This window comes from Streptomyces sp. R-07 (assembly GCF_049913175.1).
Taxonomy (GTDB): domain Bacteria; phylum Actinomycetota; class Actinomycetes; order Streptomycetales; family Streptomycetaceae; genus Streptomyces.
Map to the genome: position 1 here is coordinate 5,142,614 of NZ_CP183978.1, position 19,115 is coordinate 5,161,728.

Genomic DNA, 19,115 nt, shown 5'->3' on the forward strand with positions numbered 1-19,115 from the left:
CTCAGGAACGCCGTGGCCTCCGTCCGGTGCGGGACGGGGGCCACGGTCATGTCCAGAGCGTCTTGCGCGTCTTGAGTGTCCAGAGTGTCTAGAGCGCCTTCGTCGTGCTCTTCGCCAGCTCGTAGGCGGGGAGCATCGCGCGGTGCTCTTCGGTGTCGAGACCGCCGAGGTGGACGATGACCGTCCCCTTCGGGGTGGTGACCGCGAAGGCCCGCTCCTCCTTGGTCTCGTCCGTGAGCTCGCTGTGCGTCGTGTACGTGACCTCGGTGGCGGCCAGCGCGCCCGCCTGCGTCTCGCGGTAGTTGATGGCGGAGGGCTTGTCCGCCGCCTTCACGAAGCCCTCGAGAGCGGCCCGGGCGGGGCCCTTCGCGGCCGTCCACACCCGCAGGTAGCCGATGTTCCCCGCGGGCTTGGCGTCGACCTCGCAGCGCATGACGGCCGGGCCCTGCCGGGTCAGCTCGGCGAACTCCGGGTCCTCCGGGTTCTTGATCGCCTCCGGCTTCCAGTCCGCCGCGAGCCCGAAGGAGACGGGTAGCACGCAGGCCGTCCCGGGGCCGCCGAGCGTGGCGGCGGGGGCGGTGGTCTTCGTGGCGGTGGTCTTCTGCGGGGCCGCCGTGGTGTCGGGCTTCGCGGTCGTCCCGCAGGCGGTCAGCAGCAGCCCGGCCGCCGCCACCAGGGCGGCGGGGACGGCCGTACGCATCGGTCGTGCTCTCTCTGGCATGGCGCCCATGATCCCCGACCGGGCGGCCCGGGATTGCGCCGAACGGGCGAGACGGCGGTGATCGCCGGACAATGTGAAGCGTGCCGAGGGGGACCCCATCCCACGGGAGGCAGGACATGATCCGCAGCTTCAGGAGGACCGGCGCGCTCGGCGTCTGCACGGTCGCGGCCGTCGCGGCCGTCTCCTTCACCGCCGCCGCGCCCGTCTCCGCCGACGACGGAGACGGGTTCGAGTTCACGCTCTACGCCAAGGAGGTCCCGGCCGCGGGAGCCGACGAGAGCGGTCCGCCGCCGAAGGTCGGGGACGTCTTCACGATCGCCGACGACCTGTACAAGACCAAGGGCGGAGAAAAGGTCGGCCGCGACGGCGCGACCTGCGCCGTGGTGCGCGTCTCCGGGGACCAGGCCGACGTGAACTGCGTCGGCACCTTCGTCCTGAACGGCGGTCCGGGCGGACAGCTCACCGCCCAGGCCCTCACCACCTTCGACACCACGAACGAGACGCCGGCCGCCTACGACGTCGCCGTCACCGGCGGCACGGGCGACTTCAAGGACGCGCGTGGCTACATCCGTACGACCCCGGACGGGGATTACGAGCGGATGGAGTTCCACATCACCACGCGCTGAGCCCGTTACGAGAGCTTGCCGCCGTAGTCCGGGAGCTTGAACGTGCGCTCGGCGTGGCCGCCGACGAGGTCGGTCGTGTTGTTCCCGATGTTCGCGATGATCGTGTAGCCCTTGGCCTCGATCTCGGCGCGCTTCTCGGTCTTGTACGCGCTGACCTCGGAGAACAGGTCGGGAAGCGAGCGCACGTACAGGCCGTCGACCGGGTAGCCGGACTTCTTCAGGTTCCAGTCCGTCAGGGAGTAGATGATCCCGGGCCGGGCGGTGACGAAGAAGACGGCAACCCCGCGCGCGTGGGCGTCGCGGACGAGCGTGCGCACGTCGGCGATCGCCGGGGTCGGCAGCTCCCAGAACGGGTGGAAGTCCGTCTCCAGGGAGCTGTTGTCGATGTCGAGGACGATGGCCTGCTTCTCGCGGCCGGCGTTCTCGGCGCGCGCCTCGATGTACGGGCGGGCCTCGGCGACGACGGCCGCCACGTCGCGGCGCCAGGTCGTGTAGTCGACGTCCGCGAGGGCCGCGGCCGACGTGAGGTGGGTGTCCGGGTCGGCGGCGGAGGCGGCGGGCGCCGCGCCGACGACGAGGAGGGCCGTCAGGCCGAGGGCGGTGGCGGCCGTGGCGGTGGCCTTGGCGGAGGGCACGGAGGGCACGGAGGGCATGGGGGGCTCCCGAGAGGTCGAACCGGCTCAGTGATTGACATGCTCGCGACCCATACTGGCCAGTAGGTGACGAGAGGGCTACCGGTCGGTAGCCACTTTCTGAGCGAAGATCGACGACCGGGCACGACGAAACCCCCCGGTCCGGGCGGACCAGGGGGTTCCGGAAGCCGGGACGGTCAGCCGAGACCGGGGCCGCGCACCGGGATGTGCGTGAAGGTCGGCTCGGGCGCCGGGTTCTGGAAGAAGTCGTTGCCCTTGTCGTCGACGACGATGAAGGCCGGGAAGTCCTCGACCTCGATCTTCCAGACCGCCTCCATGCCGAGCTCCTCGTACTCGACGACCTCGACCTTCTTGATGCAGTCCTGCGCGAGACGGGCCGCCGGGCCACCGATCGAGCCCAGGTAGAAGCCGCCGTGCGCGCCGCACGCGTTCGTGACCTGCTGCGAGCGGTTGCCCTTGGCCAGCATGACCTTCGAGCCGCCCGCCGCCTGGAACTGCTCCACGTACGAGTCCATGCGGCCGGCCGTCGTCGGGCCGAAGGAGCCGGAGGCGTAGCCCTCGGGGGTCTTCGCGGGGCCCGCGTAGTAGACCGGGTGGTCCTTCAGGTACTGCGGCATCTCCTCGCCCGCGTCCAGGCGCTCCTTGATCTTGGCGTGCGCGATGTCGCGCGCCACGACCAGCGGGCCGCTCAGCGACAGCCGGGTCTTGACCGGGTACTTGGTCAGCTCCGCGAGGATCTCGTCCATCGGCTGGTTGAGGTCGATCTTCACGACGTCCTCGTCGGCGGAGAGGTGCTCCTCGGTCGTCTCCGGCAGGAAGCGCGCCGGGTCGGTCTCCAGCTGCTCCAGGAAGACGCCCTCGGCGGTGATCTTCGCGACGGCCTGACGGTCGGCCGAGCAGGAGACGGCGATCGCGACGGGCAGCGAGGCGCCGTGGCGGGGGAGACGGACGACACGGACGTCGTGGCAGAAGTACTTGCCGCCGAACTGCGCGCCGATGCCGATCTTCTGCGTCAGCTCGAAGACCTTCTCCTCCAGCTCCTTGTCACGGAAGCCGTGGCCGGTCTCGGCCGAGCCCTCGGTGGGCAGCTCGTCCAGGTAGTGCGCGGAGGCGTACTTCGCGGTCTTCAGCGCGAACTCGGCGCTCGTGCCGCCGACGACGATCGCCAGGTGGTACGGCGGGCAGGCGGCCGTGCCGAGCGAGCGGATCTTCTCCTCCAGGAACTTCATCATGGAGGCCTCGTTGAGGACCGCCTTGGTCTCCTGGTAGAGGAAGGACTTGTTGGCCGAGCCGCCGCCCTTGGCCATGAAGAGGAACTTGTACGCGCCGCCGTCGGTCGCGTACAGCTCGATCTGCGCGGGCAGGTTCGAGCCGGTGTTCTTCTCCTCCCACATGGTCACCGGGGCCATCTGCGAGTAGCGCAGGTTCAGCTTGGTGTACGCGTCGTAGATGCCCTTGGACAGGGCCTCCTCGTCGCGGCCGGAGGTCAGCACGTTCTGCCCGCGCTTGCCCATGACGATCGCGGTGCCGGTGTCCTGGCACATGGGGAGCACGCCGGCGGCGGCGATGTTCGCGTTCTTCAGGAGGTCGAGCGCGACGAACTTGTCGTTGCCCGAGGCCTCCGGGTCGTCGATGATCCGCCGCAGCTGGGCCAGGTGGGCCGGGCGCAGGAAGTGCTGGATGTCGTGGATGGCTTCCCCGGCCAGCTTGCGCAGCGCCTCCGGCTCGACCTTGAGGAACGTACGCCCGTCGGCCTCGAAGGTGGAGACACCTTCGGAGGTCACCAGGCGGTAGGGCGTGGTGTCCTCTCCCAGGGGGAGCAGATCGGAGTACGCAAACTCAGGCATGACGGCGGCCATTCCTCACTCGGCAGACAGCGGCACCGCCTCCGTTGGCGGCGCCGCTGTCCAGCGTATGACGCGGGGGCGGTCCGGATCCTGTGAGGTAAGGCTCACTGGCCGCCGGGACCGCACCGGAATGGCGTGTTTCCCTACGGCCGGACCTCCGGCCGGCAGGGAGACGGCGGCGGTCGGGCGGCAGGTCGGGCGGTGGAACGGGTGGGGATCGGGCGGTGGATCGGGCGGTGTCGGGTGGTAGGTACGGGATTCCGGCGTGGCTTCGACCCGCCGGTCCCGCGCGCCGGTTCGGCGCCCGGGCGGGGTGCCGGGACGGGGTGGCGGGGCGGGGTGGCGGATGCGGTGCCGGGGCGCCGTGCCGGGGGCATCCCCTAGGGGACGGGACCAGGGTGTCTCCCCCTGGTTGCGATCTATCGCGTTTCGCTACGCTGACTCCGTGGACCTCGAAAAGCAGCCCGAACCCGAGAAGCAGCCGCAGCCGCAGCGGCCGGCCGCCCCCGCCGAGCCCGCTCTCACCGAGCCCGCCTTCGCCGATCCGCAGGGCTCGCTGCGGGCCTCGGACGCGGACCGGGACCGGATCGCGGACATCCTCAGGGACGCCCTGGCCGAGGGACGCCTCGACGCGGAGGAGCACTCGGACCGGATCGACGCGGTCTACCGGGCCAAGACCGTCGGCGAGCTGGAGCCGATCGTCCGCGACCTGCCGGGCGCCCGGACCGCCCGCGAGGCCGAACCCGCCTTCGCCTGGGGCTCCGACGACCCCGAGGGCCCCGCCGACAACCTCGTCGCGATCTTCTCCAGTACCACCCGCAAGGGCCGCTGGCGGGTGAGCCGCCGGACGAACGCCTTCGCGCTCTTCGGGAACATCGAGGTCGACCTGACCGAGGCGATCTTCGCCCAGCGGCTGACCACGATCAACGCCACCTCCATCTTCGGCAACGTCGAGGTGCGGGTCCCGGAGAACATCAGCCTGCGCGGCAGCGGCAGCGGCATCTTCGGGAACTTCGAGGTCGTGACCCTGGAAGGGGTCGACCCGCAGGCCCCGGTCGTCGTGATCAACGGCTACTCGGTCTTCGGGAACGTCGAGGCGAGACCCAAGCGCGGCAAGTGGATCACCGACCTCCAGGGCAAGCTCCGCAAGCACCTCGGCCACTGACGCCGGGCGTCGGGCACGAGCGTCGGCCACTGACGCCGGCCACTGACGCCGGCCACTGACGCCGGCCACTGACGCCGGGCACGGACGCCGGGCACGGATGCCGGGCTCCGGTTCCGGTCTTCGGGGGCCGGGTCCCGGGGGTGACCGGAATTCGCCCTCGGGTATCCGCAGTGCGGAACGGCGCGGCACGCAGTGCATAGGCGCGCGCACAGCGGGTAGGGCTGGTGCATCGCCGCTCGCTCGCGAAGCCGTCGTCAGGAGTAGACCGTGCTGCAACCGCCGCATCAGCCCCTCCAGGTCGCCGCCGTACCCCCTCAGCGCGTCCCTGCCCGGGAGGACGAGGGCGGTCCTTGGCACGCGGAGGCGGTGTGCCGCCGGGACGAGGCCGGGCTCTTCTTCGCGCCGTCCAAGGAGCCGACCGCCGCGCGGCTCGCCCGCGAGGAGGCCGCCAAGCGGGTCTGCGCGCGCTGTCCCGTGATGGTCGAGTGCCGGGAGCACGCGCTGCTCCAGCCCGAGCCGTACGGGGTGTGGGGCGGGCTCACGGCGGCGGAGCGCCGTGTCGTCCTCGCCCGGCGCCGTCGGCGTGAGGTGGAGCTGCGGAAGGCGGCCGCGACCGAGCGGATCGCCCAGGCGGGCTGACGGAAGCACGGAGCTTTCCCCCGGTCCGTACGGGAAGGGGCGCCCCCACCGCACATGGGGGCGCCCCTCTTCGTGCCGTCGCCGTCCGTCCGGACGGACGGTTACTTGGCCCGGTCGAAGTCGATCTGGCTGTACGCGCGCAGCTTCGAGAGCCGGTGCGTCGAGTCGATCTGGCGGATCGTGCCGGACTTCGAGCGCATGACCAGCGACTGCGTGGTCGCCGTCTCGGCGCGGTAGCGCACTCCGCGCAGGATCTCGCCGTCGGTGATGCCGGTGGCGACGAAGAACACGTTGTCGCCGCTGACCAGGTCGTTCGTGGAGAGCACCCGGTCCAGGTCGTGGCCCGCGTCGATGGCCTTCTGGCGCTCGGCCTCGTCCTTCGGCCACAGCTTGCCCTGGATGACACCGCCGAGGCACTTGATGGCGCAGGCGGAGATGATGCCCTCGGGCGTGCCGCCGATGCCCATGAGCATGTCGACGCCGGTGCCCTCGCGGACGGCCATGATCGAACCGGCGACGTCGCCGTCCGAGATGAACTTGATCCGGGCGCCGGTCTCGCGGATCTCCTTGACGATGCCCTCGTGACGGGGGCGGTCCAGGATGACGACCGTGATGTCCTCGGGCGCGGAGTTCTTCGCCTTGGCGACCCGGCGGATGTTGACCGAGACGGGGGCGTTGATGTCGACGAAGTCGGCGGCCTCGGGGCCGGTGACCAGCTTGTCCATGTAGAAGACCGCGGACGGGTCGAACATGGTGCCGCGGTCGGCGGCGGCCAGGACGGCGATCGCGTTCGGCATGCCCTTGGCGTTGAGCGTGGTGCCGTCGATCGGGTCGACGGCGATGTCGACCTCGGCGCCGGTGCCGTCGCCGACCCGCTCGCCGTTGAACAGCATCGGGGCTTCGTCCTTCTCGCCCTCGCCGATGACGACGACGCCGTTCATCGAGACGGTGGAGATCAGGGTCCGCATGGCGTTGACCGCCGCCCCGTCCGCGCCGATCTTGTCGCCGCGGCCGACCCAGCGGCCGGCGGCCATGGCTGCGGCCTCGGTGACCCGGACCAGCTCCAGGGCGAGGTTGCGGTCGGGCGCCTCGGGAGAAACGACAAGCTCGGGCGGAAGATGGTGGTGCTCGGTCATCGGAACGCACCTTTCTGTACGGCGACGGCCGGAAAAAAGAGGGTGCTGCGACTCTATCGGTACGTCGACAAAATGAGCAGAGGGGCCCACGTATGAGCACAACACCATGATGCGACCATGGTGGGCGTGGCAGGTATGCGAGGTAGGCAGACGGTACGCGGGATGTTCCAGTCCCTCGGGGTGATCATGGTCGCCGCGGGCGTGATGTATCTCTTCATCCCGCACGACGAGGGCGCGGACCCGGTCAAGGCGAAGGACTACCGGGTCGAGCTCCTGACGGCCCAGCGGGCGGCGCCCTATCCGGTGCTGGCCCCCGAGGGTCTCGGGGAGGGCTGGAAGGCGACGGTCGTCTCGTACAAGCGGGACAAGGCCGACGCCTGGCAGCTGGGATTCCTCTCCCCGGACACCCAGTACGTGGCCGTCAACCAGTCGACGGCCGAACCGGGGAAGTTCGTGCCCGAGGTGACCCAGAAGGCGAAGAACACCGGGAAGACCCAGATGGTGGCCGGCCGGGTGTGGCAGCGCTGGGAGGGCCCGAAGTACGACGCGCTCGTCCGCACGGATAACGGCGCGACGACCGTGGTGACCGGCACGGCCTCCTTCGAGCGGCTGGCCGAGATGGCGGGCTCGCTCCAGTCGAAGAAGGTCTGACACCCACACGTACGGAAAGGGCCCCGCACTCCATGAGTGCGGGGCCCTTCTCGCGTTCCGTCAGGCTCAGACGGTGGTGACGACCTCGTCGTAGGACAGGCGCGGGGAGCGCGGGAACCAGGCGTCCTCGCCCGGCTTGCCGATGTTGACGACCATCAGCGGGGTGTGGTCGTCGTCCAGGAACTCCTTCTGGAGGCCGGCGAAGTCCAGACCGGTCATCGGGCCGGCGGCCAGGCCGGCGGCGCGGACGCCCACGATGAAGTACGCGGCCTGGAGGGCGGCGTTCAGCAGCGCGGAGCCCTCGCGGACCGGGCGCTCGGCGAAGAACATGTCCTTGGCCTGCGGGAAGTGCGGGAGCAGGGCCGGGAGGTCCTCGTGGAACTCGTTGTCGGCGGAGAGGATCGCGACCAGCGGGGCGGCGGCGGTCTTCGCCTGGTTGCCCTCGGCCATGTGCTTGACCAGGCGCTCGCGGGCCTCGGGGGAGCGGACCAGGGTGATGCGCAGCGGGGTCTGGTTGAAGGCGGTCGGGCCGTACTTCACCAGGTCGTAGATCGCCTGGACCTGCTCGTCGGTCACCGGCTCGTCGGTGAAGGTGTTGGCGGTGCGGGCCTCACGGAAGAGGAGGTCCTGGGCGACGGCGTCAAGGGCGAGAGACATGCTGCGTACCTTCCGGACTGCAAAGGGGGGTCGCTCGTACGGGGTTCAAGCGATGTCTCGACAGTACGCGCATGATTGGTGAAGTTTCAACTAATCCATCCGGATAGTGATCCGCTTCACTCGGAGTCTACGCCGGTACGGCGCGAGCCGTGCGGCGCGCCTGGTCCGGGGCCCTCGGCGCGCCTGGTCCGGGGCCCTCGACGCGGCTGGCCGGGCCCCTTGAGACGCCTGGTCCGGGCCCTTTGAGACGAGGCGCGGTGCTACTCGTCCCCGCCCTCCGCCTCCGCCTCGGCCGCCCGCTCCGCCGCCAGCGAGGCGTCGAGCCGGGCCCGCGCCCCCTCCAGCCGGCGCCGGCAGACCTTCGCCAGCTCCTCGCCGCGCTCCCAGAGCGCGAGGGACTCCTCCAGCGACGTCCCGCCCGCCTCGAGCCGCCGGACGACCTCGATCAGCTCGTCCCGCGCCTGCTCGTATCCGAGGGCCGCCTCTTCCGCGCCCGCGTCCGTGCTCGTACCCGTACCCGCTGCCATCTGCCGCTCCATCCTCCGTGTCCGTTCTCTTCCCGACCCGCCGGCCCGCTCAGGCCGGGTCGGCCACGCGCCGCACCGTGAACTCGCCCTCGGCGACCCTGGCCCGCAGCTCCTCGCCCTCCGCGACCTCCTCGGGGGAGCGGACCACCGCCCCGTCCGACCGCTGGAGCACCGCGTACCCCCGCTCCATCGTCGCGGCCGGCGACAGCGCCCGGACCCGCGCGCGCGTGTGCGACAGCTCCGAGTCCGCCCGGTCGAGGAGGTGCCCGAGGACCCGCCGGCTCCGCGCGAGGAGCGCCGCCAGCTCGTCCTCGCGGACCTCGACCATGCGCTGCGGATGCTCCATGACGGGCCGCGCGAGCGCGTGCGCGAGGCCGCGCTCCTCCCGCTCCAGCAGGCCGCGTACGGTCCGCAGCGCCCGGTCGCGCAGCCCCCGCACCCGGTCCAGCTCCTCGCCGACGTCCGGGACGACCTTCTTGGCCGCGTCCGTCGGCGTCGAGGCGCGCAGATCCGCCACCAGGTCGAGCAGGGGCGAGTCCGGCTCGTGCCCGATCGCGGACACCACCGGCGTACGGCACTCGGCCACCGCCCGGATCAGCTGCTCGTCCGAGAACGGCAGCAGGTCCTCGACGCTGCCGCCGCCCCGCGCCACGATGATCACGTCGACGTCCTCGTGCGCGTCCAGCTCCTTGACCGCCTGGACGACCTGCGGGACCGCCTTCACGCCCTGCACCGCCACGTTCCGCACCTCGAAGCGGACGGCGGGCCAGCGACGGCGCGCGTTCTCCAGGACGTCCCGCTCGGCCGCCGAGGCGCGGCCGCAGACCAGGCCGACGAGGTGCGGCAGGAACGGCAGCGGCTTCTTCCGGTCGAGCGCGAACAGCCCCTCCGAGGCGAGGCTCCGCTTCAGCTGCTCGAGACGGGCGAGCAGCTCGCCGATCCCGACCGGCTTGATCTCCACCGCCCGCAGCGACAGCTGCCCGCGCGGCGCGTACCACTCGGGCTTGGCGTGCACGACGACCCGGGCACCCTCCGAGACGACGTCCGCGACCGCGTCGAAGACCTGGCGGTAGCAGGTGACGCCGATGGAGATGTCGTACGAGGGATCGCGCAGCGTCAGGAAGACGACCCCGGCGCCCGGGCGCCTCGACAGCTGCGTGATCTGCCCCTCGACCCAGATCGCCCCGAGCCGGTCGATCCACCCCCCGATCAGCCGGGAGACCTCACCGACGGGAAGCGGCGCTTCGGCGGACGTAGTCAGACCCATGGACCGAGCGTAACCGCGCGGTACGACAACGTCAGGGGCGCGCGGCGGTCCGGGGCGCACGAGGGCGGGGCCGCACGGCGGCGCGACCACCTGTCCCGACGCACGCGGCCCGACGCACAAGGCGGGACGCACGCGGCGCGTCCGCACCGCGCCGATCGACGTCATGCGCGCGGGGAGGCCGGGATGTGCCGATCGACGTCACGCGCGCGGGGAGGCCGAAGGGCACACATTCCGCGGGGAAGACCGGATGAGGCCGATCGGCCTCACGCGCGCGGGGGGAGGCTTCAGGGTGCGCAGATTGAGGTCACGCGCGCGTGGTCGTCCGGGTCGCGCCCTGGACGGCGAGGACGACGAGCCCCACGCCCAGCCACACCACGCCCACCACCTGCGCGGCGGCCGAGGCCTCGACGATCACCGCGATCAGGATCGCCGCGCCGACGACCGGCAGGACGACGTGCTTCAGCCAGTGCGGCGGCCCCTCCGCCCGCCGTACGGCGAACCAGCCGACCACGCTCGCGTGCAGCAGGACGAAGGCGGTCAGGGCGCCGACGTCGACCACCGAGACCAGATGGTCGAGGCCGTCGTCCCGGCGCGCCGCCCACAGCGCCGCGATCATCGTCACCGCCGCCGCCACGAGCAGCGCCACGCGCGGGACGCCGCTGTCGGTGCGGGCGAGCAGGTGCGGAAGGCGCCGGTCGCGGGCCATCGCGAACAGCAGCCGGCCGCCCGCCGCCTGTCCCGCGAGTGCCGCGAAGGCCGCGCCGATCGCCTTCGAGACGGCCACCAGGTCGTGCAGCCAGCCGCCGACCGAGGCGTCGACGGCGTCGTAGAAGGCCGAGCCCTGCTTCCCCGGGTCGGCGGCGAGCTCGGCGGAGGAGACCGGTTCGAGGAGCGCGACCAGCCAGGACTGCGCCACGAAGAGGACGCCCGCGAGGGCCAGGCAGAAGAGCACCGCCCGCGCCACCTTCGCCGACCCGCCGGTGACCTCCTCCGCGAAGGAGGCGATCGCGTCGAAGCCCAGGTACGACAGGACGGCCACGGACACCGCGCCCACCACGGCGGCGAGCGAGAACGAGACGTCGCCGGTGAGCGGCGACCACCAGTCGCGCCGTGCCCCGTCCCGTACGAGCACCACCACGGCCGAGACGACGAAGACGAGGAGGACCACGATCTCCATCGCGAGCACCGCGAAGCCGACCCGGGCCGCCGCCCGTACGCCCCACAGGTTCAGCAGGGTGGTGACCACCACGGCGATCCCGGTCCACACCCACCGGTCCACCTCCGGGACCAGCGCCTCCATCGCGATGCCCGCGAAGAGGTAGGCGACGGCCGGGATCAGCAGGTAGTCGAGCATCGCCATCCACCCGGCGATGAATCCCGGCCCTTCCCCGAGGCCCTTGCGCGCGTACGTGAAGACGGAACCGGCCTGCGGTGCGACCCGCACCATCTGGGCGTAGCTGAACGCCGTGAACGCCATGGCGACGGTGGCCACGACGTACACCAGTGCGACGGCCCCGTGCGACTTCGCGTCGAGCGTGCCGAAGACGCCGACCGGCGCCATGGGGGCGATGAACAGCAGTCCGTACACGACAAGGTCGCGGAATCCGAGATTCCGCCGCAGCCCCTCGTGCTCCGCCACCTGCGTCTCCTGAGCCATGGCGCCAGTTTCAGCCACGGCGCCGCTCCGAGCGCCCACCGACGCGGCCTTACGATGGGACGCATGACTGCAACGCCCGCGCCGACGCCCGAGTCCGCCCCCGCGACGAACCGCCCGAAGCGTGTCCTGCTCGCCGCTCCCCGCGGCTACTGCGCGGGCGTGGACCGTGCCGTGATCGCCGTGGAGAAGGCCCTGGAGCAGTACGGGGCGCCGATCTACGTCCGGCACGAGATCGTCCACAACAAGTACGTGGTCCAGACCCTGGAGCGGAAGGGCGCGATCTTCGTCGACCAGGCGACCGAGGTGCCGCCCGGCAACATCGTGATGTTCTCCGCGCACGGCGTCGCCCCGACCGTCCACGAGGAGGCCCGCACGGGCCGGCTCGCGACCATCGACGCCACCTGCCCGCTGGTCACCAAGGTCCACAAGGAAGCCGTCCGCTTCGCCAAGGAGGACTTCGACATCCTCCTCATCGGCCACGAGGGCCACGAGGAGGTCATCGGCACCTTCGGCGAGGCCCCCGACCACATCCAGCTGGTCGACGGCCCGGAGGACGTGGCCAAGGTCGAGGTCCGCGACCCCTCCCGGGTCGTCTGGCTCTCCCAGACCACGCTCTCGGTCGACGAGACGATGGAGACGGTCGACGCGCTGAAGGAGAAGTTCCCGCAGCTGATCTCCCCGCCGTCCGACGACATCTGCTACGCCACGCAGAACCGTCAGACCGCCATCAAGGAGCTCGCCGGCCAGGCCGAGCTGGTGATCGTCGTCGGCTCGAAGAACTCCTCCAACTCGATCCGCATGGTCGAGGTCGCCAAGCAGGCCGGCGTCCCCGCCGCGTACCTCGTCGACTTCGCCAGCGAGATCGACGAGGCCTGGCTCGAGGGCGTCACCAGCGTCGGCCTCTCCTCCGGCGCCTCCGTCCCGGACGTCCTCGTGCAGGAGGTCCTGGAGTGGCTCGGCGAGCGCGGCTACGCGGACGTGGAGATCGTCAAGACGGCGGACGAGTCCCTGACCTTCTCGCTGCCCAAGGAGCTCCGCAACAAGGACCTGCGGGCCGAGGCGGAGAAGCTCGCGGCGGCCGCGCCCGTCAAGGAGTAGCGCGGCGCGCCAGCCCTTACCGTGGGGTCCATGAACGTCTTCGGAGTGGACATCGGCGGCTCGGGCATCAAGGGCGCCCCCGTGGACCTGGAGCGCGGTGCGCTCGCCGATGAGCGCCACAAGGTACTGACCCCGCAGCCCGCCACACCCGACGGTGTGGCGGGCTGCGTCGCCGAGGTCGTGGAGCACTTCGGCTGGACCGGGCCGGTGGGGGTGACCTTCCCGGGCGTGGTGACCGGCTCCACCATCCGTACGGCCGCGAACGTCGACAAGTCCTGGATCGGCGTCGACGCCGGCACCCTGATCGGCGACCGCCTCGGCGGGCTCCCGGTGACCGTCCTGAACGACGCGGACGCGGCCGGGATCGCGGAGATGACCTTCGGCGCGGGCCGGGGCCGCAAGGGCACGGTGATCCTGCTGACCCTCGGCACGGGCATCGGCTCCGCCCTCTTCGTCGACGGGCGCCTCGTCCCCAACACCGAGCTGGGCCACCTGGAGCTCAAGGGCTACGACGCGGAGACCCGGGCCTCGACCAAGGCCAAGGAGGACGAGGACCTCACCTGGGAGCACTGGGCGACCCGACGGCTGCGCAAGTACCTCGCGCACGTCGAGATGCTCTTCTCGCCCGAGCTCTTCATCATCGGCGGCGGCGTGAGCCGCAAGGCGGACAAGTTCCTGCCGCTGATCGAGGGCATCCGCGCGGAGATCGTCCCGGCGGAGCTCCAGAACAACGCGGGGATCGTGGGGGCGGGGATGGCGGCGGGGACGGCCGCCAGGCCGGTCTGAGGGAGCGGGGCCCGGTTTACGCGACGGGCCGGCGGCCGGCGGCGGGGGTGCGACCCCCCGGCCCCTCGCCGGTCCCGGCACCGGGAGCCGTCCGGGCGGCGGGGCGCTGATGGCGGCGCCCCATGTCCCGCACCTTGCGGACGCTGGCGATGACACCGGCGACGAGGGTGCCGCCGTAGAGCCAGCCGGCGTGCACGGCGAGGGCGGTCACGACGGCCATGGCCTGGCCGCCGATACCGCCGGTGCCGCCCGCGATGGGGACGACGCCGACGGCGAAGGCGATGGGCACGCCGATCGGGGCGGTGACCAGGTCGGCGGTGCGGACCCAGAGCGCGGTCAGGGCGCTGACCGGCAGGAACAGCAGTCCGTAGACGACGGGGGAGCCGTCGAACAGGAGCTGGTCGAGGAGACCGAGGGCCAGCATGACGGCGGCGGCGAAGAGCCCGGCGCCGAGCCCGGTGAGGCGGGGCGAGGGAAGCCGGCGCAGGGCGAGGACGACGGGCGGCACGGGTCGGCGCCCGGCGGGCCGCCCGGAAGCGCGACCCGGGGAGTCCCCGGGGACGGCCGGTCCGGCCCGCTCCACGCGGGCGCGTCCGGGAGCGCGCCCGGCTCTGCCGGTCACGCGGTAGACGGCCGCGCCCTCCACGAGCGCGCCGGGCGGTGCGACCGGCGGCGTGGCGGGGGTCTGCGGCCTTCGGCGGCCTTGCGGCTGACTTGTCCTGTGCTGCTCCACCCGACCAACGTAGGTCGGAAGAGGGCGGGAACCGGGTCCGGGACACGCCCTTTGGGTGACCTTGCCCCCGAGAACGACCGAAGGTCGGCGTCACTGGCCGGTTCGGCCCGCCCGTAAACTGGGGGATCGGCCCACCATCCACACTTCAGGAAGTCGCCACCGTGTCGCTCACGATCGGAATCGTCGGTCTGCCGAATGTCGGCAAGTCGACCCTGTTCAACGCCCTGACCAAGAACGACGTGCTGGCGGCCAACTACCCGTTCGCCACGATCGAGCCCAACGTCGGCGTCGTCGGTGTCCCCGACACCCGCCTCACCAAGCTCGCGGAGATCTTCGGCTCCCAGCGCATCCTCCCGGCGACGGTCGACTTCGTCGACATCGCGGGCATCGTGCGCGGCGCGAGCGAGGGCGAGGGCCTGGGCAACAAGTTCCTCGCGAACATTCGCGAGTCGGACGCGATCTGCCAGGTCATCCGCGCCTTCAAGGACGAGAACGTCGTCCACGTCGACGGCAAGGTCTCGCCGAAGGACGACATCGAGACGATCAACACGGAGCTGATCCTCGCGGACCTCCAGACGATCGAGAAGGTCCTGCCGCGCCTCCAGAAGGAGATGCGGATCAAGAAGGACACGGCGCCCAAGGTCGCCGCCGTCGAGGCCGCCCAGGCGATCCTGGAGAAGGGCGACACCCTCTTCTCGCAGGGCATCGTCCAGGGCTCGGAGAAGGCGGAGCTCCTCCACGACCTCCACCTCCTCACCACCAAGCCGTTCCTGTACGTCTTCAACGTGGACGAGGACGAGCTGACGGACGACGCCTTCAAGGCCGAGCAGAGCGCCCTGGTCGCCCCGGCCGAGGCGATCTTCCTCAACGCCAAGCTGGAGCAGGACCTCGCCGAGCTCGACGAGGAGGACGCCATGGAGCTCCTCCAGTCCGTCGGCGCCGAGGAGCCCGGCCTGGCCACCCTCGCCCGCGTCGGCTTCGCGACCCTCGGCCTCCAGACCTACCTGACGGCCGGCCCGAAGGAATCCCGCGCCTGGACGATCAAGCAGGGCGCGACGGCCCCCGAGGCGGCCGGTGTCATCCACACCGACTTCCAGAAGGGCTTCATCAAGGCCGAGGTCATCTCCTTCGCCGACCTCGTGGACACGGGCTCGGTCGCCGACGCCCGCGCGGCCGGCAAGGCCCGCATGGAGGGCAAGGAGTACGTCATGCAGGACGGCGACGTCGTGGAGTTCCGCTTCAACGTCTGAGGCAGAGCGGAAGGGGCCGGACTCGTCGAGTTCGGCCCCTTTCGTGTGACCGGGGCGGCTCCGGGTGGGTGGGGTCAGGTGTGGGGGACCGCCGTGGCGAGGACCACCTCGAATTCCTCCAGGCTGGTGGTGGTCGCGCGGGCCTTCGCCGTGGCCTCTCCGCGGACCGCCGCGACCGCGCCGCGGGACGCCACGAGTGCGTTGCGGTCGCCGTAGAGCGCGCCGACGGCGGCTCTGCCCCGGTCGCGGTCGACGAGCAGGGAGATGCCGTCGAGGCCGGGGATCTTCTGGACCTTGGGCAGTGAGGTGTCGCGGAACGTGGCCACCAGCTGGTCGATGTCGGCCGGTTCGACGTTCATGCGGACCAGTCGGAAGCCCCCGCCGGGCCCGATGTCCTCTGCGCGCCGGGCGACCGCCGCTTCCCAGTTGTCGACCATCGTGGTCTGCGCGAAGGGCGCCAGCAGCTCGTTCCGCCGCTTGCCCAGCTTCTCGAAGCTGGCCTGCCGGGAGGCCTCGTCGTCCCACCACGATCCCACCAGGAGCTTGCCGAGCTCGCGGTCGACGAACAGCCCCATCCCGCGATAGCCCGGCTGCGCCGACAGCAGCTCGCGCCCCTCGGTCCGGAGCGCCTCTGCGACCCCGTCGAGCTCGGCCGGATCACCCGTTGCGTAGATGCTGCGTACGTACATAGCTCCCTTTCCTGCCTTCCGGAGGCCCCGTGCGGGCTCACGTCCCCCACTCCATGCGAGGGCCGGGGCGGGTGGGGGGCAACGCGGCGGGGGCAATCAGGTGAAGCCGCCCCGGGTCGATGTGACCGTGGCCACCCGCCGGAGGTGACGGAGGGGCCTCGCCCCGGCGCGGGGGGTCGTCTCGTCCACGTATCCTCGACTACCTCGGAAAATGGGGGAGAGTGACCGCGGAGGTATACAGGTGGAGTTCCGGCTGCTCGGCTCCGTTGCGCTGGTGACGGAGGACAGGGACGTAGCCTTGGGGCCCGCCAAGCGGTCCAGTCTGCTCGCCATGCTCCTGCTCCGGCCCAACAGCGCCGTGAACGTCGGTCGGTTGATCGACGCGCTGTGGGAGGAGGAGCCGCCCACGCACGCCAAGACCGTTCTCCAGGGGCACGTCTCGCGGCTGCGGGCGCTGCTCGCCGAGCACGGTGCCGAGGCGTACGGGGTCGAGCTCGCCACCCAGGGGTCGGCGTACGTGCTGCGGATGCCGGAGACCCTGGTGGACGCCCAGCGCTTCGAGGAGCTCGTCGGGCTCGCCGGCGTGCAGCGCCGGCCCGCCGACGCGGTGCGGATGCTGCGGGAGGCGCTGTCGTACTGGCAGGGGCCCGCGTTGACCGGGACGGTGCACAGCCGGCCGCTGGAGGCCGCCGCCGGGGGGCTCGAGGAGATGCGGCTCGCGTCGGTGGAGGCGCTGGCGGAGGCGTACGGGCAGCTCGGCGAGCACGGCAGGGCCGCCGCCGTCCTCCGTACCGAGGCCGTCGCACACCCGCTGCGCGAGTCCCTGGCGGCCGCGCTGATGCTGGCGCTCGCCCGCTCCGGCCGCCAGTCGGACGCGATCGACTGGTACCACCGGACCCGGCGGCTGCTCGCCGAGGAGCTGGGTGTCGACCCCGGCGAGACGCTCAGCGAGGCCTACGCGACGCTGCTCCGTTCCGCCGCGCCCGTCTCCGTGCCCCGGCCCGCCGCCGAGGTCAAGGCCCCGGCGCCCGAGGGCCTGCCGCGCGCGCCGCGCGGCTTCACCGGGCGCGCGGCCGAGATGGCCGCGCTCGACCGTGCCGTCCGCGCCGGGGACGGCCCGGTCTGCCTCGTCACCGGACCCGCCGGCGTGGGCAAGACCGCCTTCGCCGTCCACTGGGCCTACGAGCGGCGCGCCGACTTCCCCGACGGGCGGCTCTTCGCCGACCTGCGCGGCTTCAGCGACACCCCGGCGCCCGAGACCGCCGCCGTCCTGCGGGAGTTCCTGCTCGCCCTCGGCGTCCCGCCGCAGAAGGTCCCGGAGACCGTCGACGCGCGCGGTGCGCTCTTCCGCTCCCTCACCGGCGGGCGCCGGCTGCTCGTCGTCCTCGACAACGCCCGCTCCTCCGAGCAGGTCCGGCCGCTGCTGCCCGGCGGCGACCAGTGCGCGACGGTCGTCACCAGCCGCGACCGGCTCGGCGGCCTCGTCGCCTCCGACGCCGCCCGCCCCGTGCCCCTCGGACACCTGCAGCCGGCCGCCTCGGCCGCCCTGCTCACCACCGTCCTCGGCGAGGAGCGGGTCGCCGCCGAACCGGCCGCCGCGACCCGCCTCGCCCGGCTCTGCGACGGCCTGCCGCTCGCCCTGCGGGTGACGGCGGCCCGCCTGGCCGAGCGGCCGCAGTGGACGCTCGAAGCGATGGTCGGCGAACTCGCCGACGAGCAGAGCAGGTTGATGCTGCTCGACGTCGAGGACCGGGGCGTGTCCGCCGCGTTGCACCTCACCGTGCAGCAACTGCCGGAGTCCGCCGCCCGGCTGTTCCGTGCGATCGGTCTGCACACCGGCTCCGACCTGGACCGCTTCGCGGCGGGCGCGCTCGCCGGGACGACACCCGGGCACGCCTCCGCCGACCTGGACCGGCTCGCCGCCGCGCACCTGCTCACCGAGGCCGTCCCCGGCCGCTGGATGCCGCACGACCTGGTGCGCCTCTACGCCCGCCATCTCGCCCCGCAGGCCGACCCCGAGGGCCTGCCCCGGCTCCTCGACCACTACCTGTACACGGGCCTCGCGGCCGACGCCGCCGCCGAACCGGGCTCACAGCCCTGCTACTCGCTGCCCGCCGACGCCCGACGGCCCGCCTCGACAAGGGAGTTCGAGGACCGTACGGCCGCGCTCGACTGGTACGCGGCCGAGCGCCCCGCCCTGGAGGGCGCGGTCGCCGCCGCGGCCGCCCTCGGGATGCACGACCGGGCCTGGCGGCTCGCGCTCGTGCAGTGGCCGCTGATGCTCATGCGGATCGGGGACGGCTGGACGCCGCTCCTGGAGGCCGGGCTCGCCTCGGCCGAGGCGGCCGGCGACCTCGACGCGCAGTCGCGCGCGCGTGCCCTGCTCGGCTGGATCCTGCACGAGGAAGGACGGAACGCCGAGGCGCTCGTCCACCTGGAGAAGGCGCCCGGCCTGGCCGCCCGGGTCGGCGACCCGATCAGCGAGGCGATCGCCTACGTCAACTACGCCGCCGTCCTGGACGCGACCGGCGAGCACGAGCGGGCCGGGCTGCTCATGCTGCACGCGGTCTCGCTCGCCGACCGCACCGGCCACCCGTCCACCCAGGTGCTGACCCTCCAGCACCTGGCGGGCCACTGCCTGAAGGCGGAGGAGTACGAGGCGGCGCTGGCGCACACCCTTCGCGCCGGGGAACTGGTCGCGCCCGACGCGGTGGTCGTCCAGGCCCAGCTGCAGATCGTCCGGGGCGAGGCACTGGCCGGCATCGGCCGGGTCGAAGAGGCCGCTGACCAGCTGGAACGCGCGATCGTCGCGGCCGACGCGGCCGGTTTCACCGAGGGCTCGGCGCGCGCGGCGGCGCACCTTTCGCGGCTGTCAGCGGATCGTTAGCGGTACGCAAGCGGGACGGCAGCGCGGGACGGGAAGCTGGATACAGCACCGGGGGAGACCGCGCCGGTGCAGCGACGCACACGCACCGAGCGCGTGCGCCGACCGATCGCGTCAACGGGGGAGTAC

Annotated in this window: 18 protein-coding genes; 8 read left to right on the forward strand and 10 right to left on the reverse strand. The window is 72.1% G+C overall.

Annotated elements, in window-relative coordinates:
* Positions 1 to 88: 88 nt before the first annotated feature.
* On the reverse strand, positions 89 to 721 hold the full coding sequence (locus ACN9M0_RS23685; RefSeq protein WP_426404160.1) for a lipoprotein: 633 nt from the start codon (positions 719 to 721) through the stop codon (positions 89 to 91).
* Between the two features lie 116 nt (positions 722 to 837).
* Between ACN9M0_RS23685 and ACN9M0_RS23690 the strand changes: the two genes are divergently transcribed.
* Positions 838 to 1,347, forward strand: coding sequence for a dirigent protein (locus ACN9M0_RS23690; RefSeq protein ID WP_366036276.1), 510 nt, complete (start codon positions 838 to 840; stop codon positions 1,345 to 1,347).
* Positions 1,348 to 1,352: 5 nt separating this feature from the next.
* On the opposite strand, the gene ACN9M0_RS23695 is transcribed toward ACN9M0_RS23690, so the two are convergent.
* The gene (locus ACN9M0_RS23695) at positions 1,353 to 2,000 is read right to left on the reverse strand and encodes an HAD family acid phosphatase (protein ID WP_399701170.1); all 648 of its coding nucleotides are present in this window, start codon (positions 1,998 to 2,000) and stop codon (positions 1,353 to 1,355) included.
* 176 nt (positions 2,001 to 2,176) lie between these two features.
* Positions 2,177 to 3,847 (reverse strand): fumarate hydratase, encoded by a 1,671-nt coding sequence (locus tag ACN9M0_RS23700; RefSeq protein ID WP_366036278.1) that lies wholly within the window; start codon positions 3,845 to 3,847, stop codon positions 2,177 to 2,179.
* A gap of 445 nt (positions 3,848 to 4,292) precedes the next feature.
* Here ACN9M0_RS23700 and ACN9M0_RS23705 point away from each other — a divergent pair, with 445 nt between their 5' ends.
* Entirely contained in the window at positions 4,293 to 5,012 is a 720-nt protein-coding gene (locus ACN9M0_RS23705) for a DUF1707 SHOCT-like domain-containing protein (protein WP_366036279.1), read from the forward strand.
* Positions 5,013 to 5,279: 267 nt separating this feature from the next.
* Positions 5,280 to 5,651 (forward strand): WhiB family transcriptional regulator, encoded by a 372-nt coding sequence (locus ACN9M0_RS23710; protein WP_366036280.1) that lies wholly within the window; start codon positions 5,280 to 5,282, stop codon positions 5,649 to 5,651.
* Positions 5,652 to 5,752: 101 nt separating this feature from the next.
* Here the strand turns inward: ACN9M0_RS23710 and glpX are convergent, their stop codons facing one another.
* The gene (gene glpX, locus ACN9M0_RS23715; protein ID WP_366036281.1) at positions 5,753 to 6,787 is read right to left on the reverse strand and encodes a class II fructose-bisphosphatase; all 1,035 of its coding nucleotides are present in this window, start codon (positions 6,785 to 6,787) and stop codon (positions 5,753 to 5,755) included.
* A gap of 117 nt (positions 6,788 to 6,904) precedes the next feature.
* Here glpX and ACN9M0_RS23720 point away from each other — a divergent pair, with 117 nt between their 5' ends.
* Positions 6,905 to 7,438, forward strand: a complete 534-nt coding sequence (locus tag ACN9M0_RS23720; RefSeq protein ID WP_366036282.1) for a DUF4245 domain-containing protein — start codon at positions 6,905 to 6,907, stop codon at positions 7,436 to 7,438.
* Between the two features lie 66 nt (positions 7,439 to 7,504).
* Here ACN9M0_RS23720 and ACN9M0_RS23725 read toward each other — a convergent pair whose 3' ends face one another.
* From ACN9M0_RS23725 to ACN9M0_RS23740, 4 genes are all read right to left on the reverse strand, one after another.
* Complete coding sequence (locus ACN9M0_RS23725; protein ID WP_366036283.1) at positions 7,505 to 8,095, reverse strand: malonic semialdehyde reductase; 591 nt, start codon at positions 8,093 to 8,095, stop codon at positions 7,505 to 7,507.
* 260 nt (positions 8,096 to 8,355) lie between these two features.
* Positions 8,356 to 8,622, reverse strand: coding sequence for an exodeoxyribonuclease VII small subunit (locus tag ACN9M0_RS23730; RefSeq protein WP_366036284.1), 267 nt, complete (start codon positions 8,620 to 8,622; stop codon positions 8,356 to 8,358).
* Positions 8,623 to 8,671: 49 nt separating this feature from the next.
* A complete protein-coding gene (gene xseA, locus ACN9M0_RS23735) occupies positions 8,672 to 9,889 on the reverse strand; it encodes an exodeoxyribonuclease VII large subunit (RefSeq protein WP_366036285.1) in 1,218 nt (405 codons plus the stop codon).
* A gap of 304 nt (positions 9,890 to 10,193) precedes the next feature.
* Positions 10,194 to 11,546 carry an APC family permease gene (locus ACN9M0_RS23740; RefSeq protein ID WP_399701157.1) on the reverse strand — a complete coding sequence of 451 codons (1,353 nt, stop codon included), beginning with the start codon at positions 11,544 to 11,546 and terminating at the stop codon, positions 10,194 to 10,196.
* 54 nt (positions 11,547 to 11,600) lie between these two features.
* Here ACN9M0_RS23740 and ACN9M0_RS23745 point away from each other — a divergent pair, with 54 nt between their 5' ends.
* Positions 11,601 to 12,644 (forward strand): 4-hydroxy-3-methylbut-2-enyl diphosphate reductase, encoded by a 1,044-nt coding sequence (locus ACN9M0_RS23745; protein ID WP_426404161.1) that lies wholly within the window; start codon positions 11,601 to 11,603, stop codon positions 12,642 to 12,644.
* A gap of 30 nt (positions 12,645 to 12,674) precedes the next feature.
* Positions 12,675 to 13,430, forward strand: coding sequence for a polyphosphate--glucose phosphotransferase (gene ppgK / locus ACN9M0_RS23750; protein WP_366036288.1), 756 nt, complete (start codon positions 12,675 to 12,677; stop codon positions 13,428 to 13,430).
* 16 nt (positions 13,431 to 13,446) lie between these two features.
* On the opposite strand, the gene ACN9M0_RS23755 is transcribed toward ppgK, so the two are convergent.
* Entirely contained in the window at positions 13,447 to 14,163 is a 717-nt protein-coding gene (locus ACN9M0_RS23755) for a DUF6542 domain-containing protein (protein WP_366036289.1), read from the reverse strand.
* A gap of 161 nt (positions 14,164 to 14,324) precedes the next feature.
* Here ACN9M0_RS23755 and ychF point away from each other — a divergent pair, with 161 nt between their 5' ends.
* Positions 14,325 to 15,413 carry a redox-regulated ATPase YchF gene (gene ychF / locus ACN9M0_RS23760; protein WP_366036290.1) on the forward strand — a complete coding sequence of 363 codons (1,089 nt, stop codon included), beginning with the start codon at positions 14,325 to 14,327 and terminating at the stop codon, positions 15,411 to 15,413.
* A gap of 74 nt (positions 15,414 to 15,487) precedes the next feature.
* Here the strand turns inward: ychF and ACN9M0_RS23765 are convergent, their stop codons facing one another.
* The gene (locus tag ACN9M0_RS23765; protein ID WP_366036291.1) at positions 15,488 to 16,102 is read right to left on the reverse strand and encodes an antibiotic biosynthesis monooxygenase; all 615 of its coding nucleotides are present in this window, start codon (positions 16,100 to 16,102) and stop codon (positions 15,488 to 15,490) included.
* A 241-nt stretch (positions 16,103 to 16,343) separates the two neighbouring features.
* On the opposite strand from ACN9M0_RS23765, the gene ACN9M0_RS23770 reads away from it, so the two are divergent.
* Entirely contained in the window at positions 16,344 to 18,989 is a 2,646-nt protein-coding gene (locus tag ACN9M0_RS23770; RefSeq protein WP_366036292.1) for an AfsR/SARP family transcriptional regulator, read from the forward strand.
* Positions 18,990 to 19,115: the final 126 nt, after the last annotated feature.

Bases quoted from the DNA above. Each gene is read 5' to 3' on its own strand.
- ACN9M0_RS23685 (WP_426404160.1), bottom strand. From the start codon at position 721: ATGCCAGAGAGAGCACGACCGATGCGTACGGCCGTCCCCGCCGCCCTG.
- ACN9M0_RS23690 (WP_366036276.1), top strand. From the start codon at position 838: ATGATCCGCAGCTTCAGGAGGACCGGCGCGCTCGGCGTCTGCACGGTC.
- ACN9M0_RS23695 (WP_399701170.1), bottom strand. From the start codon at position 2,000: ATGCCCTCCGTGCCCTCCGTGCCCTCCGCCAAGGCCACCGCCACGGCC.
- ACN9M0_RS23700 (WP_366036278.1), bottom strand. From the start codon at position 3,847: ATGCCTGAGTTTGCGTACTCCGATCTGCTCCCCCTGGGAGAGGACACC.
- glpX (WP_366036281.1), bottom strand. From the start codon at position 6,787: ATGACCGAGCACCACCATCTTCCGCCCGAGCTTGTCGTTTCTCCCGAG.
- ACN9M0_RS23720 (WP_366036282.1), top strand. From the start codon at position 6,905: ATGGTGGGCGTGGCAGGTATGCGAGGTAGGCAGACGGTACGCGGGATG.
- ACN9M0_RS23725 (WP_366036283.1), bottom strand. From the start codon at position 8,095: ATGTCTCTCGCCCTTGACGCCGTCGCCCAGGACCTCCTCTTCCGTGAG.
- ACN9M0_RS23730 (WP_366036284.1), bottom strand. From the start codon at position 8,622: ATGGCAGCGGGTACGGGTACGAGCACGGACGCGGGCGCGGAAGAGGCG.
- xseA (WP_366036285.1), bottom strand. From the start codon at position 9,889: ATGGGTCTGACTACGTCCGCCGAAGCGCCGCTTCCCGTCGGTGAGGTC.
- ACN9M0_RS23740 (WP_399701157.1), bottom strand. From the start codon at position 11,546: ATGGCTCAGGAGACGCAGGTGGCGGAGCACGAGGGGCTGCGGCGGAAT.
- ACN9M0_RS23745 (WP_426404161.1), top strand. From the start codon at position 11,601: ATGGGACGCATGACTGCAACGCCCGCGCCGACGCCCGAGTCCGCCCCC.
- ppgK (WP_366036288.1), top strand. From the start codon at position 12,675: ATGAACGTCTTCGGAGTGGACATCGGCGGCTCGGGCATCAAGGGCGCC.
- ACN9M0_RS23765 (WP_366036291.1), bottom strand. From the start codon at position 16,102: ATGTACGTACGCAGCATCTACGCAACGGGTGATCCGGCCGAGCTCGAC.